The 14,564-nt window shown below is 53.7% G+C and carries 12 protein-coding genes; 2 read left to right on the forward strand and 10 right to left on the reverse strand.

Features of this window, described 5'->3' with window-relative positions; genetic code table 11:
- Positions 1–76 precede the first annotated feature (76 nt).
- From NFU03_RS05315 to NFU03_RS05335, 5 genes are read right to left on the reverse strand one after another with little or no spacing between them, the layout of a single operon-like run.
- Entirely contained in the window at positions 77–1,735 is a 1,659-nt protein-coding gene (locus NFU03_RS05315) for a peptide ABC transporter substrate-binding protein (protein WP_251636733.1), read from the reverse strand.
- A gap of 43 nt (positions 1,736–1,778) precedes the next feature.
- The gene (locus NFU03_RS05320; protein ID WP_251636735.1) at positions 1,779–2,888 is read right to left on the reverse strand and encodes an ABC transporter ATP-binding protein; all 1,110 of its coding nucleotides are present in this window, start codon (positions 2,886–2,888) and stop codon (positions 1,779–1,781) included.
- A 5-nt stretch (positions 2,889–2,893) separates the two neighbouring features.
- Positions 2,894–3,832 (reverse strand): ABC transporter permease, encoded by a 939-nt coding sequence (locus NFU03_RS05325; protein ID WP_251636737.1) that lies wholly within the window; start codon positions 3,830–3,832, stop codon positions 2,894–2,896.
- Positions 3,832–4,767, reverse strand: a complete 936-nt coding sequence (locus NFU03_RS05330) for an ABC transporter permease (protein ID WP_251636739.1) — start codon at positions 4,765–4,767, stop codon at positions 3,832–3,834. The genes NFU03_RS05325 and NFU03_RS05330 overlap by 1 nt, the downstream gene beginning before the upstream one ends.
- Positions 4,768–4,779: 12 nt before the next feature.
- Positions 4,780–5,604 (reverse strand): M55 family metallopeptidase, encoded by an 825-nt coding sequence (locus tag NFU03_RS05335; RefSeq protein ID WP_251636741.1) that lies wholly within the window; start codon positions 5,602–5,604, stop codon positions 4,780–4,782.
- Between the two features lie 489 nt (positions 5,605–6,093).
- Between NFU03_RS05335 and NFU03_RS05340 the strand changes: the two genes are divergently transcribed.
- Entirely contained in the window at positions 6,094–7,374 is a 1,281-nt protein-coding gene (locus NFU03_RS05340) for an MFS transporter (RefSeq protein ID WP_251636743.1), read from the forward strand.
- A 79-nt stretch (positions 7,375–7,453) separates the two neighbouring features.
- Here NFU03_RS05340 and NFU03_RS05345 read toward each other — a convergent pair whose 3' ends face one another.
- Complete coding sequence (locus tag NFU03_RS05345; RefSeq protein WP_398289833.1) at positions 7,454–8,521, reverse strand: DmpA family aminopeptidase; 1,068 nt, start codon at positions 8,519–8,521, stop codon at positions 7,454–7,456.
- 70 nt (positions 8,522–8,591) lie between these two features.
- Between NFU03_RS05345 and NFU03_RS05350 the strand changes: the two genes are divergently transcribed.
- The gene (locus NFU03_RS05350; RefSeq protein ID WP_251636745.1) at positions 8,592–8,870 is read left to right on the forward strand and encodes a hypothetical protein; all 279 of its coding nucleotides are present in this window, start codon (positions 8,592–8,594) and stop codon (positions 8,868–8,870) included.
- Positions 8,871–8,876: 6 nt separating this feature from the next.
- Here the strand turns inward: NFU03_RS05350 and NFU03_RS05355 are convergent, their stop codons facing one another.
- From NFU03_RS05355 to NFU03_RS05370, 4 genes are all read right to left on the reverse strand, one after another.
- A complete protein-coding gene (locus tag NFU03_RS05355) occupies positions 8,877–9,587 on the reverse strand; it encodes a hypothetical protein (RefSeq protein WP_251636747.1) in 711 nt (236 codons plus the stop codon).
- Between the two features lie 93 nt (positions 9,588–9,680).
- Entirely contained in the window at positions 9,681–10,940 is a 1,260-nt protein-coding gene (locus NFU03_RS05360; protein ID WP_251636750.1) for an MFS transporter, read from the reverse strand.
- A 250-nt stretch (positions 10,941–11,190) separates the two neighbouring features.
- On the reverse strand, positions 11,191–11,904 hold the full coding sequence (locus tag NFU03_RS05365; RefSeq protein ID WP_251636752.1) for a response regulator transcription factor: 714 nt from the start codon (positions 11,902–11,904) through the stop codon (positions 11,191–11,193).
- A 3-nt stretch (positions 11,905–11,907) separates the two neighbouring features.
- Positions 11,908–14,529, reverse strand: a complete 2,622-nt coding sequence (locus NFU03_RS05370) for a sensor histidine kinase (protein ID WP_251636754.1) — start codon at positions 14,527–14,529, stop codon at positions 11,908–11,910.
- Between the last annotated feature and the right edge of the window lie 35 nt (positions 14,530–14,564).

The following is a 14,564-nucleotide window of genomic DNA, read 5'->3' on the forward strand; positions in this document are numbered from 1 at the left end:
CCTTTCTTTCGGTACGGACTTCATCGTAAATGAAAAACCGTGTGCGTCGACGGATCGGCGCACACAGTTCCCCCCATTATTCTTTGTCAGCATACTTCAAGTCGAGATAGCCGACCGGGTGACGGAGAATCCCTGTAACGCCAGGCTTTTCAAGTGTCGCCTGGTTGTAGAAGTAGAGCGGGAATACTGGCATTTCGTCCATCAGCATCATGTCTGCCTGCTGCAGGAGCGTCCAGCGGGTATTCGCATCGGTTTCGTTCTTAATATCTTCGATGAGTTTGTCATAGTCTTTGTTCGACCATGTCGTCCGGTTCATGGACGAGTCGGTGATGAAACTTTCAAGAGCATTCACCGGGTCTGCGTAATCATACAAGAACGACGAACGGGACAGCTGGTATTTGAGCTCTTTCTGGTCGGCCAGGAACACGCTGCCTTCCACGTTCTGCAAGTCTACATCGACACCGAGGTTTTCCTTGAACATCGACTGGAGAGCGACTGCAATCTTCTGGTGGGCTTCGTTTGTCGAGTACGTCAGTGTCACTTTCGGCAATTCCGTGTAGCCTTCTTCTTTCATGCCTTCTTCAAGAAGCTTTTTCGCGTTTTCCGGATCGAAGTTGATCAGATCGCCTGCGTCTTCACGGAATTCGTTGCCATCCGGGCCGATGAATCCGTACGACACGAAACCGTGTGCCGGTTTTTCACCGTTTTTCGTGACGAATTCCACGATGTCTTCCTGGTTGACCGCTTCACCGAATGCGCGGCGGATCTTCGTATTCGTAAATGGTTCCATGGATGTGTTGAAACGGAAGAAGTAGACGCCTGCCTGGTCTTCCGTCTTCACTTCCGGATCATCTTTCAAGTCTTCTGCAATTTCAGAAGGGACGTCTGTGCTGTCGAGCTCATCGGATTTGTACATCTGGTAAGCTGTCGTCGAATCGCTCACCATTTCCCAGTTCACTTTGTCGAGTTTCACATTGTCCGCATCCCAATAGTTTTCGTTCTTCTCGAATACGAACTTCACATCATGATCCCACGAAGCGAGCTTGAATGGTCCGTTAGCAACGAACGAATCCGCCTCTGTGAACCACTTCGGATTCTCTTCAGCCGCTTTTTCGTTGATCGGGAAGAAGCTCGGGTTTGTGATGATATTCAGGAATGCTTCGTTCGGTGCGCCGAGTTTCACGACGAATGTCTTCTCGTCCGGCGCATCGATGCCGATGTCTTCAGGTTTTCCTTCACCGTTGTTATACGCTTCCGCCCCTTCGATGAAGTACGCGAGGAACGCAGCAGGTGACGCTGTTTCCGGGTCGAGCATGTGCTTCCATGCATAGACGAAGTCGTTGGCAGTGACCGGGTCACCGTTCGACCATTTCGCATTGTCACGGATCGTGAACGTATACGTCAGGCCGTCTTCGGAGACATCGATTTTCTCAGCTGTCGCTTCTTCCGCCTGGTGGTCCTTGTTCAGCCGTGTAAGACCTTCCATCAAGTTGTTGAGTGCGCTCCAGGAAACTGCGTTGAACCCGACGGACGGGTCGAACGACGTCGGCTCTTCGCCGTTGTTCAAGTAGAGCACTTTTTCGCCGGATGAGGCTTGTTTGTCGCCGTCTTTTCCTTCAGTCGTCTTCGAACCCGTATCGCCTTCCGTTTTCTTGCCGGCGTCTTCGTTGGCTGTACAAGCCGCCAGTACGACGATCAGCGCCGTGAATAAGATGAACTTGATCCACTTCTTCAATTGGATTTCCCCCTTTTTTTGTAAGGTCTTTCCCGTTCCCTTTTCAGGAGAACACAGCTTTCGCACGGGCATCCTGCAGCCAGCAGTCGACGGTATGCTGTTCCGTCAGCTGCGTAGAGGCCGGATATACGCGCTCACACACTTCCATGGCAAATGGGCAGCGGGCGGCAAATGGGCAGCCCTCCGGCGGCGCGAACAGATCAGGCGGTGTCCCGTCGATCGGCTGGAGTTCCTCTTCCTGCAGATCAAGCCGGGGCACGGAGTTCAGCAGCCCTTGTGTATATGGATGCTGCGGGTCGTAGAAGATCTCCCGCTTGTTCCCGATTTCAATGATCTTGCCTGCATACATGACGGCGATCCGGTCGGCGATCTTCGCTACTACTCCGAGATCGTGTGTGATCAGGATGATGGCGACGCCGGTCTTGCGCTGGATCTCCGCGAACAGTTCCAGTATCTGCGCCTGGATCGTCACATCGAGCGCCGTCGTCGGTTCATCCGCGATGAGCAGCTCCGGCTCACAGATCAGCGCGATCGCAATGACGATCCGCTGCCGCATGCCTCCGGAGAACTGGTGCGGATACTGGCCGAGCCGTTCTTCCGGGTTGGAGATCCCGACGAGGTCCAGCATTTCGACCGCTTTCCTGCGGGCTTCCGCCTTGGAGACTTTGTGGTGCGTGCGGACGCCTTCCATCAGCTGTTCGCCGATTTTCAGCGTCGGGTTCAGGGCGGTCATCGGATCTTGGAAGATCATCGAGATGTCTACGCCTTGAATGTCCCGCAATGCTCGTTTTGACAGCTTGGTCAGGTCTTTCTCCTTGAACAGCACTTGGCCGTTGCGGATCCTTCCGGGCGGCTGCGGGATGAGTCCCATGATCGTATTGGCGGTGACACTCTTGCCGCATCCCGACTCGCCGACCACCGCCAGCGTCTCCCCCTTGTATAAGTCGAATGTCACGCCGCGGATCGCCTGGACTTCTCCGCCGAATGTCTTGAAGGAGACTTCCAGGTTCTGTACGGACAGGATGATCTCCTTGTCAGCCCGGCTGCTGCTTGTGCTGTTTTCGTCTGTGGCCGTCGACCGCCCGGCTTGCCCCCCGATCGTTGCAGGGGCTTCCGCAAAGCTGGTCGACGCGGCCAGCTGATGTCCTGTCATATCCATTACCCCCTCAATTTCGGATCGAGCGCGTCCTGCATCCCGTCGCCTAACACGTTAAACGCAAACATCGTGATGGAGATGAAGAATGCCGGGAAGAACAGCCGCCACCAGTCGCCCGATAAGATGACTGGCAGCGCGTCATTCGCCATGACGCCCCAGCTTGCGTGCGGTGCCTGGATGCCGAGCCCGAGGAAACTCAGGAACGCTTCGGCAAAAATGGCACTTGGTACGGTAAGGGTCATCTGGACGATGATCGGCCCCATCGTGTTCGGCAGCAGGTTCTTGCGGATGATCCTCGGTGTCTGAGCGCCAAACGATTTGGACGCCGTGACAAATTCATAGTTTTTGATCTGCAGGACCTGGCCCCGGACAATCCGGGCCATTCCGACCCAGCCGGTGATCGTCAATGCGACGATGATCGTCGTCAGGCTCGGCCCCATGACGACCATCAGCAGGATAACGACAAGCAAGTGGGGCAGTCCGTACAGGATTTCGATGACCCGCATCATGATCGAGTCGGTGCGTCCGCCTTTGTAGCCGCTGACGCCTCCGTAGATGATGCCGATGAAAAAGTCAATCAATGCCGCCATGACGCCGACGAACAGCGAAATTCTTGCGCCATACCAAGTACGTGTGAAGACATCCCGTCCCATTTCGTCGGTCCCGAACCAATGGGCCGCACTCGGCGCCAGGTTCTGGCTCCGCAGATCGGTCGCCGTCACTTCATACGGAGACAGGATCGGTCCGAAGATCGCCATGAATGTCAGCAGGATCAGGAACACGAGACCGCTCATCGCCAGCTTGTTCTTCCGCAGGCGGCGCCACGCATCTTTCCAATAGGACAGCGACGGCCGGACGACGGCTTCGGCCTGATCTCCGTCATCCGTTTTCTTCTTGAACCACTCATCAGGTACGGTCAGTCTTGGATCTTTTGCGACCATTACACTTCACCTTCCTTTTTGTGAAGCTTGATACGCGGATCCAGGAAGCCATACAGGATGTCTACGACGAACAGCATGAAGACAAGGAATGCGCTGTAGAAGACGGTCGATCCCATGATGACCGGGTAATCGCGGTTGTTGATGCTCTCCACAAAGTATTTTCCCATGCCGGGAATTGCAAAGATCTTCTCGATGACGAACGTTCCGGTCAGGATCCCCGCGAGCATCGTCCCCATGATCGTGACGACAGGCATGAGTGCATTGCGCAGTGCATGCCGGGCGACAATCCGGAACGGCGTGAGCCCTTTCGCACGCGCCATCTTAATGTAGTCCTGCGTCAGCACTTCAAGCATGCTGGCACGCGTGAGGCGCGCGATGATCGCAGTCGGGCCGGTCGCAAGCGCGATCACTGGCAGGATCATATGCTTCGGACTGCTCCACGTCGCCGGCGGCAGCCATCCCCAGTTGACCGCCACTTGCTGGATGAGGAGCGTCGCCAAGACGAAGTTCGGGATTGAGATCCCGATAACTGCGAACGTCATCGCCCCGTAATCGATGATGCCATTATGCCGCAATGCCGCAAATGTGCCGAGGACGATGCCTGACAGCACGGCGACGATCATCGTGGCGATCCCGAGCTCAAATGAAATCGGGAAGCCCCGTGACAGCAGCGTATTGACCGACTCGTTCGGTTTTTTGATGGACGGGCCATAATCGAACGTGACAATGGATTTCAGGTAGTTCAAATACTGGATGGGCATCGGCTGATCCAATTTGTAGAATTTCTCCAAGTTCGCCTGGATGGTCGGATTAGACGTCCGTTCTTCATCGAACGGCGAACCCGGAATTGCGCGCATGAGTACAAATGTCAGCGTGGCAATAATCAGTATGGTGACAATCATCATGATGAAACGCTTCAATATGTATAGCGGCACTCTCGTTCCCCCTTAACAAAATTTGGTCTGCATCGCCAGTTCCGTCATGACGAGCATCGCTCTGTATGCTTCGATGATATCTTTTGCTTCGTACCGCACGATGGTTGTCCCTTCCTCGATCCGGCAGCCCGGCATCATGGCAGCCCATTCGGCTTCCCCGTAATTGGTGAACTCGATGCGCATCACCGGATTCTCAGGAGCAACGAGCGGCTGGATGAGATCCCGCTTCTCAAGCGCTTCCGCCATCTTCTGCTTCAGCAGCTCCTGGGCTTTCAGCGGATGCAGCGTGCGCACACAGGAACGGGAGATCGACTGTTTGACAGCCGCGGTCACGACGTGCGGGATGAGCAGCTCGGCTTCCCGGCAGGCACCGTCGTCTCCAGCGACCATCAGGACCGGCACACCGTAATGTCCCGCGACATATGCGTTGAACCCAAGTTCGCCGACAGCCGTGTCGTTAATGTAAATATTGCGCACACCGTAGATCATCGTGTGACTCATGACGCCGGGCTGGCCGGCGCGTGCATGGTAGCCGGCGAACACGGCGCCGGTATATGTACTGTCCAGCGACTGCACCATTGAAAGCGGTTTCACACTGCCAGTGATCAGTTCCGCGTCAGGATGGAGCTCTTCCGCCAGCAGATTGTTCATGCTCGAGTGGCTGTCGTTGACGAGCACTTCGTCCGCACCCTTTTCGAGTGCTGCTGACACGATTGCATTCGCTTCCTGCGTCATGATCCGGCGGGCGCGCTCATAGTTCAGCCGCTGAGAATCGACAAACGTTTCATCCGGCAGTGCAGTGATCCCTTCCATGTCTACTGATACAAATATCTTCATAATGATCCCCCTACAGACGACAGAAAAATCTGCTTATTTTACTTGTTATCTAACAATACCAAATATTTTTTGAAATAACAAGATAATTTGAGGAAATCTGACCGGAATATTTCATCTAATTTCTCATTGTCATCAAATTTGCGTGAAACTTAATTTCATGAAGCTCATTTTTGATTCTTTGCTCCCTTTCCTATTCCTCTTATTGCATTCCGCAGTCTCCCTTATCAATATGGCAAATTGCCCATTCAAATCAGAAGTTTTAATCTTAAATAATTTTTATTGACACAAACTTTTCGATTTTGTATGCTTTTATTACGGTTGATTTTTCAATATAACTCTGCTATCTGCTTCTGCAGCAGCATTCCTTTCCGACTGACCATTGACAGATGGTCAGTTATTTCTGGGTTGACTGCGCGCAGACAATGGGTCTCCAGTGCTGCAGAGACAGGAAAAGTGAACTGAAAAAAACACAGAAAGCAGTGGGGCATTATGGCGAAGGCCAAGAAGAAGATACACTATGCTTGGTGGACACTGGTTGCACTATGTATTATTGTCGGCATCGGGAAAGGTGCTTTAAATAACTCGGCTGGTCTGTTCATCCCCGGTGCTACATCGGACTTGGGCATTTCAATCGGGAACTTAACGATTTACTTCAGTATCGCGTCGATCGTGACGATGATCTTCCTGCCGATCGGCGGTAAGATCCTGGCGAAGTATGATACACGTGCTGTACTCATCACAGCGATGATTTTGCAGGCAGGCGCTTTCGTGGCGTTCGGCTTCAGTAATTCCGTGTGGGGCTGGTACATCTTCTCGATTCCGCTCGCAGTGGGCGGTGTCTTCACGACCGTTATCGCAGGACCTGTACTCGTCAACCAATGGTTCAAGAAGAAAAACGGGATGGCTCTCGGTCTGATCGGGGCTTCGCAAGGTCTCCTCGGCGCGCTCGCACAGCCGCTCGTAGGACGCACGATTGCGGATTCAGGCTGGCGGACGGGTTATATCTCATTAGGACTGGCTGCGATTATCATCGTCGTGCCGACCATCCTATTCTTGATCCGTAAATCGCCGCAAGCTGTCGGCGTCATGCCGTACGGAGCTGAAGAGGAAACAGCTGTCGAGCAGAGAGACAGCTCAGCGAACAGTGATGCTGACAAAGGGATTACGCTTGCGGTTGCCCGGAAGTCGGGCGCATTCTATGCCTTGTTCCTGTTCTTCCTGATGGCCGTATCGATTGCCAGCTTCTCCATTCACATCCCATCGTACATCCAGTCACTTCCTGAGCATTACGATGCGATCTTTGCAGGGAATGCGATGGCCGGTTATATGATCGGAGTCCTTCTCGGCGCGCTTGCTCTCGGTTATCTTGTCGACAAGATCGGCTCCCGGAATACGATTTACCTGGCAATGGTGCTGGCAATCGTCGCCGTCTTCGGTCTGCTGTACGGCACACACAGCGAAATGATGATCATCCTTTCGACTACTTTGTTCGGATTCACAGTATCGAATGCTGTCGGTACGCTAGCACCTGCATTGACGACGAGCCTGTTCGGCAGCCGGGAATACAGCCAGATCTACTCGACGGCTTCCCTTGGTCTGGCCATTGCAGGGATTGTCGCACTCCCTGCCTATGGATATATTTTCGATATTACGAAGAGCTACACGCCCGCACTCTATGCGCTGATCGTCATGCTCGTCCTGAATATCGTCTTTGTGACGTATGCTTTCGTCGGCAAGAAGAAATTGGTCGATGGCGGTCACTGGAACTGATAGAGGCAATTCAAAAAAGCTGTACCGCTGCGAGGGATTCCTCGGCGGTACAGCTTTTTTTAGTTTGTCGGATTATGTTTCACATGGAACATGGAAGCAACGGGGCTGGGACGACTGTCAGTCCATTTCGTCCTGTTGTTTCTTCTGACTGGGACAAGGAATTCAAAATCGCTTCTTCCGTCACCTCGGCCGCTGCCTGGAAGAGTGTATTCATGACAGGGTGTTCATCACGCAGGACCCGCACCTGTTCGTCGGGCACCTCTGACTGGTGTGCGAACCGATGTGCTGTCGAAAATACGATAACGATATCCCCGCTGCCGTTGCTATAGTGGCTGCCAGTGCACGCAAGTCCGGCGCCGGCCCGCTTGGCGATGCGCTTCAGCTGACGGCTGTCGAGCGGTGCGTCCGTGGCCAGGATGATCATGATCGAGCCGTCAGCAGGTTCCGGCAAATCGTTCATGGACGTCTTTTCGCCCCGGCAGTACCGGTCCGCTGCGAAGTCCTCCCGCCTGCCGAAGTTGCTCAGCACGAGACAGCCGAGCGTGAATGTCTCTGTTTCCAGTTCAATTCGGCGGGAAGCACTCCCGATGCCCCCTTTGTACCCGAAGCAGATCATCCCTTTACCTGCACCGACTGCCCCTTCAGCGGCTGGTGCAGCGGAAGCGGCATCGATCGCCTGGCGGGCATGCTCCTCGGTAACAGCGAGCAGCCGGATGGAGTTGAGACGGCCGTCGTTGCATTCTCCTGTGACGACATTGAGCGTACCTGTCGTATCGCCGATTTCAGGAGTCTGCCCGAGCATCCAGCGCAAGGCGCCTTGCGTGACAGCCGGGACACTGAACGTATTCGTCAGCATGATCGGAGACTCGAGCATGCCGAGTTCGTCCAGCTGGATCAGCCCTGTCGTTTTACCGAAGCCGTTGATGACATAACTGGCCGCTGCCACCTTTTCCCGGAACAGGTTGCCGGAATGCGGCAGGATAGCGGTGACGCCGGTTGCGATGTATTCACCGTCAGGCATGGGTTTGTCGAGCGTGACATGGCCGACCTGCACACCCGCTACGTCCGTAATGCAGTTGTTTACACCTGTCGGCAATGTCCCGATGATCATTCCTAATTCCCGCACTTTCATTGGCTGCTGTGTCATCTCCATCTCTCCATTCATCGTATAGTGACCTCTCAACTATCCCATACTGTGTGAAAAAGGAGGATCTGCAATGCTCACTGAATTTCCAACTATCCACACGAACGTCTGGGACGCGTTCTGGGCGGTCCCCGTCACGATTGCAATCGTCCTGGCCGCCCGATGGCTTTTCCGCGTAAAGCCGTCCTGGCTGTCCACTGTGGCGACGGCCACGGCACTCATTCTCTCGGTTTTCATCAGCCACCCGCACAGCTTATCCGCCGGCATCTTCATGGGATTCTTCTACAGCGGCGCGGCAATGGGCGCCTTGTATTCCATGAAGCAATCATACATTGCGTTCCGTTCCAAATGAGCCCCCTTATCTCTTGAGCGGGCAGAACCCGCACTGCATCAGGCCGGGGACGTCCTTGGACAGGCAGCACGTCTTCCGGACGACCGTATTCAGCAGCTGGGACGGCTCACATCCCTGCAGGTAGCGGGCAAACTCTGAACAGCCGGCAACCCCTTCCCAGGAGGCATCCTCCTTCAGACAATCCAATACGAGGCGGGCGTCTTTGGCGGTCTCCGGAGACTGCATCAGGACGTGGAACTGCCAGAGCCAGAAACCGAAGACGTTCTCCCATAAGACTTTTGCGGATATCGACGAAACGGAACGGAGGCTCTCGATGACCGAATGGATTTGCTGCAGCAAACCGCGGACAACCGAATTCCGTTCGCCCATAGTGGTTTCCCCCCATGCTTCCGGCAGCGGAAAGGCACTGACTGTCCGATTGCCGAATTCCTCGACTGCGCCAAAAACGAGCTCTTCGGGACGGCCGTGCCACAGCTCCTCATACGAGATGAACTGCCAGAGCTGCATCGCCGTGAACATGCCATATCGTCTCATGAAGAACGAAGCGGCGACGGTCTTGTTCGGACTGCCGCTGACCGCCTGCACGACAGTTAGGAATTCATCCACATGCTCCTGATTCTGCAGTGCAGCCAGCGTGATGAGCGGATGCTCAGGCACCGTCGTATAGACACCGTTGCTATGCAACTGAGTGAGTTGGTACGCAGTTAAGTTCGTCATACGTCCAGTATAGCAAAGAACGCTTGGCTGTGAATAATAGAGGGAAACAGAAAAAACCGCCCCCTATGAAAGGGACGGTCCTGCGCTCGGGGATCAGCCCCCAGCGACAGCTTTCTCGCCTTCTACGTTCGGACGGTTGTCTTCGCGGATCAAAGATGCTGAAATCGTACCGATCACGAGCAGGAAGCCTGCGAAGTAGAAGCCCATGTTGAGACTGCCTGTAACGTCAGTCAGGAAACCAGTGATGTATGGAGCCAAGATGGATCCGCACATCCCGATGAAGTTATAGACACCGAATGATGTGGAGTATGCATTTTTCGGTGCGTTGTCAGCAACGACAGCTACAAGTACTGGGTTAGTACTGATCTTACCGAAGATACCGTAACCGATCAATGCTGCGTAAAGAACATACATATTGTCGAACAATACGATCGACACGAGTGAAATCAGTGACAATGGAAGCATGACGAGCAATACCGGACGGCGTTTACCAAGACGGTCAGCAATCCAGCTGAACAAGATGGAGCCTGGGATCGCTGCCCAAGGAACGAGTGAAGATACTGTCGCAACAGCGCTTCCTTCGATGCCGCGGGCGTGCTGCAAGTAGTACGGCATCCATGTAACAACTACGAAGAATCCGTAGATCGCACAGAAGATGGTGATATACGACATGACCAAGTTGCGGTTCTTGAACAATGCACTCAATTTCAGTTTTTCCTGATTGTCGAGCATTGCCTTTTCTTCCTTGCCTTTCGGGTTTTCCTTCACGAGCCACCACATCAGGAGACCGACGATGACGACCGGGATCGCGACGATGTAGAACGGCGCTCTCCAGCTCATGCCAGCTTCAAGTGTATAACTTGAAAGGAAGTAACCTGCAGAAAGACCGAATGCCATCCCGCTGTTGATGATCGCGGAGCCGACAGTCAAATGTTTCGCCGGAATCGCTTCAGACGACAGTCCGTATTGAGGACCGTAGTAGAATCCTTGGAACACACCTACCATGAGCCACATGAGTACGAAGAGAACGAAGTTCGGCATCGTACCAGCGATTGCTGCAAACAGACCGAAAAGAATAATACCTGGGACCAACACTTTCTTTTTACCGATTTTGTCACCCAAAATTCCTGATGGGATGTTCAATCCGGCGTAACCGATGAAGAATATACTGCTGATCATACCGAGCTGGCCGGCAGACAGACTGAACTCGTTCTGAATATCATCCATGACCGGGTTCAAGATTGCGCGGGTGCCGTAAATGGCGACCCAACCTAAGAAGAATACGATAACGGCTTTGACCCAATACGGAATCAGTTCTTTTTTCTCGCCGGTATCATGCACTTGCTTTGCCATCGAGAGTTCCTCCTCTTTTTTCTATAATTGGTACTTCAGTAAAATGATCATTTACCTTACATTGGTATCATACGGCAGACCGCATTGCAGACGAATAAAATCAAATACGGGAACCTTGCCAAAACATTAAATTTCGACAATTACTTTTTGACCTTGCGTCCCGGCAGGACAGAATCCCATTCTCCTCTGCCTAGCTTATCCCGCTGCCCGCCTTTCATGTATGATGACGGGATATAAACGGCGGTGCCGCTCACTTAGGGGCTGCGACGCTCTTCAGCATATAGCCGAGACCGGGATAGGTGATGATATACTCCTCCGGTTCCTTCAGCCGCTCTTTGATCTTCCGGCGGATCCGGGCAATGCCTACCCGCAAATACTCGACGTCATCGCGGTACTGGGGACCCCACACTTCAGACAGCAGCGTTTCGTGCTGGACGACTTTATCGAGGTTGAGCGCAAGAATCTCAAGGAGTGAGAATTCCGTCTGGGTCAGCTTCAGCTCTTCCTCTTCGATCCAGATCCGCTTGCTGCCGACATCGACCTGCAGGGAGCCGGTCTCGATGACGGAAGAGGCGCCGGATGCCCCTTCCGAAAGGGCGGGCTGGCTCCTCCGTAAGACGGCGTTCACCCGTGCAAACAGTTCGTCGAGGGAGAACGGCTTCGTCAAGTAATCGTCAGCACCCAGGTTCAGGCCGTTCACTTTGTCTTTCGGGTTGCTCCGCGCGGTCAGCATGATGATCGGCGTGTGGGAGAACTTGCGCAGCTCTTCCAGTACGTAGAAACCGTCTTTCCCCGGCATCATGATGTCAAGCAGGATCAAATCTGGAGAGATGAGGTCATACTTCTCCAGCAGTTCTTCTCCGGAATCTGCAGTCACGACCTCATACCCGACCGAGCGCAAATTCGCCGAGATGAAACGTAAGATCTTCGCTTCATCATCCACCACACATATTTTCTGCTTCATCCCTTACGACCCCTCTCTTAACGGAAAGTAAAGTGTAAACGTACTGCCTTCCCCCGGCGTGCTCCTGACTTCGATCTTCCCTTCGTGCGCCTCCATGATCCCTTCGCAGATCGACAGGCCGAGACCCGTGCCTCCTGAGCGGCGTGTTGCTGTGACATCGACTTGGTAGAAACGGTTGAAGATCTTCTGCAGATGTTCTCTCGAGATGCCGATGCCGTTGTCAGAGACGGCGATCGTCAGATAGTCCTCCTGCTTTTCAAGCACGATATCGATCCGCTTATGCGCCGAGTCATTATACCGCAGGGCGTTCGTGAACAGGTTGACAAGCACCTGCTGGACACGCGTTTTGTCGGCATAGAAGAACAGATACTCCGCCGCTTTGTTGTGGAACTCGAGCACGGCATCCTCTTTCAGCGCCAGCGGCACGAGTTCGATCGATTTCTCGATGACGTGATTGGCCCTGACCATGTTGCGTTCGATATACATCGAGCCGGACTCGATCTTCGAAATGTCCATCCAGTCATCGACGAGATGCTGGATCCGTTCGATGTCTTCGTGCACCCCTTCCAGCAGTTCATGCTGGAATTCCGCTTCCCACTCAACATCGTCGCGAAGCAGTGTCTCGACGCTTCCCCGGATGTTCGTGATCGGCGTCTTGAACTCATGGGACGTCAGGGAGATCAGGTTGTTTTTCAGCGTGTCGATCTCTTCTTCCTTCGTGATGTCCCGGATGAGCAGGCCGAGTCCGATTTTATTATCGTCCGAAACGACGGAAAACTTATGCAGCATGTAGAAATCCGTGTCCCCGGCGTTCGTTTTGTACTCCAGTTTCAAGTCGCTCTTGTCTTCCTCGAAGAAAGCAGTCAGTTCTTCTGCACTCACTTCGAACAGCTCGTTGATGCGGCGGAAGACGTCGGAGAGCAGCTGCAGCGGGATGCCGGTCTCTTCCCCGTCGATGACATTGAGGAAGAATTCGTTCACGTAGTCGATCTCGTAATTGTTGTTCAGGAGCATGATCCCTTCCGACATGCTTTCCAGCACGGCATCGAGTTCCGCGTGTTTGTTTCTGTACTGCTCGAACAGCAGCTTGTTCTGCAGCATGATGGCGAGTGACCGCGAGAACGTCTGAAGGAACGACTGCTCTTTCGCTTCGATCGTCTGCCCTTCCTGAAGATCGATGATCAGATACCCGTTCGGCAGGCCGTCGAGGACGATCGGCTCCATATGATGGTTCGATCCCTGGACGTGCTGCTCCAAGTATTGCTGGAGGCTTTCATCCGTATAGATCTCTTCCTTTGTGACAGCGAGCTCACGGAACCAGATGTGCACGGAAAACGGAACGGTCGGTTCGATGTTTTTCAAGCACAGCTGGATGAAGTGCGAGACATCCATTTTCGACGAAACCGGGGTGATGAGCTGGTTCACGGCCTGCAGTTCGGCATTGCGCCGTTCGAGGTCGGCTGTACGTTCCTGCACCCGCCCTTCGAGCCGTGTGTTCAGTTCGATCAGCTGGTCGCGGTTCGTGCCGATCTCATACAGCATGTCATTGAAGTGGGACAGCAGATCGGTCATTTCCTGCGGCCCTTCGATCCGTTCCGCAATTTTGACAGGCTGATTCGTCTTATAGCTGGCGGAATAGCGCTTGATGGTGTCCAGCAGGTTGCGGATCGTCCGTTCCAGCCGGGTCGTCAGGAAAAGGCTCGCCAGGACGACAAAAAGGGCTGTCAGCGGGATGAACCACAAAATGGTGCCTGCCGCTTCCCGGAGCGGTTTGGTGATATGTGTGGACGGATTGGCGATCCAGACCGTCCAGCCGAGATCGGGCGTCTTCGCATACGTGATGAACTCTTTCTCCCGGCCTTCTTCTTGAATCGACAAACTCTTGACAGTGTCTCCGTCATTCGCATTGATAGACTGGACGATTTTGGAGTCCGTCATGTTGACCATGTCGGTCCTCGTGTCGACGTCCGGATGGACAATGACATTGTTATCCTGATCCAGCAGGACCGCATAGCTCGCTTCGCCCGAGATACGGGTCGAAATATACTTTTCCAGTACATGCAGATCGATGGCACCGAGAATGTACCCCTGCATCTTCCCTTCCGTGTTGAATATCGGGGACACGATGGCGACGAGAAGGGTGTCCGTCCCACCTCTTCCGTGGAAGACGTGGGAGACGACCTGCTGATTCGTATCGAGCAGTTCCTTGTAGTAGGACCGGTCACTGAAGTCCAGATGCTCCCGGGTCACCCCGTCCGTATAGACGGACGGGTAGAACACGAGCGACTTCCCATTCTTGTCTCCGACGTACAAATTCACGAATCCGGGGTAGTTGACTTTGATGTCCCTCAGACTTTCTTCGATCTTTTGCGTGTCTCCCTGCTCGAGGTAAGGGGCGATTGCGGCGGACATCGTCTCGATGACGCGGCCATGCTGTTCCATATAGCTGTCAATGTTGTCTTCCAGGAACTCCGTCACTTTCGTCTGGCTTTCCTTGTTGTCCTTAATGAGGGAAGAGAGCTGGAAAAACTGGAAAATCCCAAGAGAAATGATGGTTGCCAGGCCGATTGTCAAAAACGAATAGATGAGTTCTTTACGAAATGAACGGGATTTTCTTTTTTTCATCCAGTCTCCCCTCCTTCCTCTTCACTTCCGGCGCC

Source organism: Sporosarcina sp. NCCP-2716 (assembly GCF_023707985.1).
Lineage (GTDB): Bacteria > Bacillota > Bacilli > Bacillales_A > Planococcaceae > Sporosarcina.

What these genes read in the sequence shown, in the direction of transcription:
- NFU03_RS05320 (WP_251636735.1), bottom strand. Translation starts at nt 2,888, where the DNA reads ATGACAGGACATCAGCTGGCCGCGTCGACCAGCTTTGCGGAAGCCCCT.
- NFU03_RS05325 (WP_251636737.1), bottom strand. Translation starts at nt 3,832, where the DNA reads ATGGTCGCAAAAGATCCAAGACTGACCGTACCTGATGAGTGGTTCAAG.
- NFU03_RS05335 (WP_251636741.1), bottom strand. Translation starts at nt 5,604, where the DNA reads ATGAAGATATTTGTATCAGTAGACATGGAAGGGATCACTGCACTGCCG.
- NFU03_RS05340 (WP_251636743.1), top strand. Translation starts at nt 6,094, where the DNA reads ATGGCGAAGGCCAAGAAGAAGATACACTATGCTTGGTGGACACTGGTT.
- NFU03_RS05345 (WP_398289833.1), bottom strand. Translation starts at nt 8,521, where the DNA reads ATGACACAGCAGCCAATGAAAGTGCGGGAATTAGGAATGATCATCGGG.
- NFU03_RS05350 (WP_251636745.1), top strand. Translation starts at nt 8,592, where the DNA reads ATGCTCACTGAATTTCCAACTATCCACACGAACGTCTGGGACGCGTTC.
- NFU03_RS05355 (WP_251636747.1), bottom strand. Translation starts at nt 9,587, where the DNA reads ATGACGAACTTAACTGCGTACCAACTCACTCAGTTGCATAGCAACGGT.
- NFU03_RS05360 (WP_251636750.1), bottom strand. Translation starts at nt 10,940, where the DNA reads ATGGCAAAGCAAGTGCATGATACCGGCGAGAAAAAAGAACTGATTCCG.
- NFU03_RS05365 (WP_251636752.1), bottom strand. Translation starts at nt 11,904, where the DNA reads ATGAAGCAGAAAATATGTGTGGTGGATGATGAAGCGAAGATCTTACGT.
- NFU03_RS05370 (WP_251636754.1), bottom strand. Translation starts at nt 14,529, where the DNA reads ATGAAAAAAAGAAAATCCCGTTCATTTCGTAAAGAACTCATCTATTCG.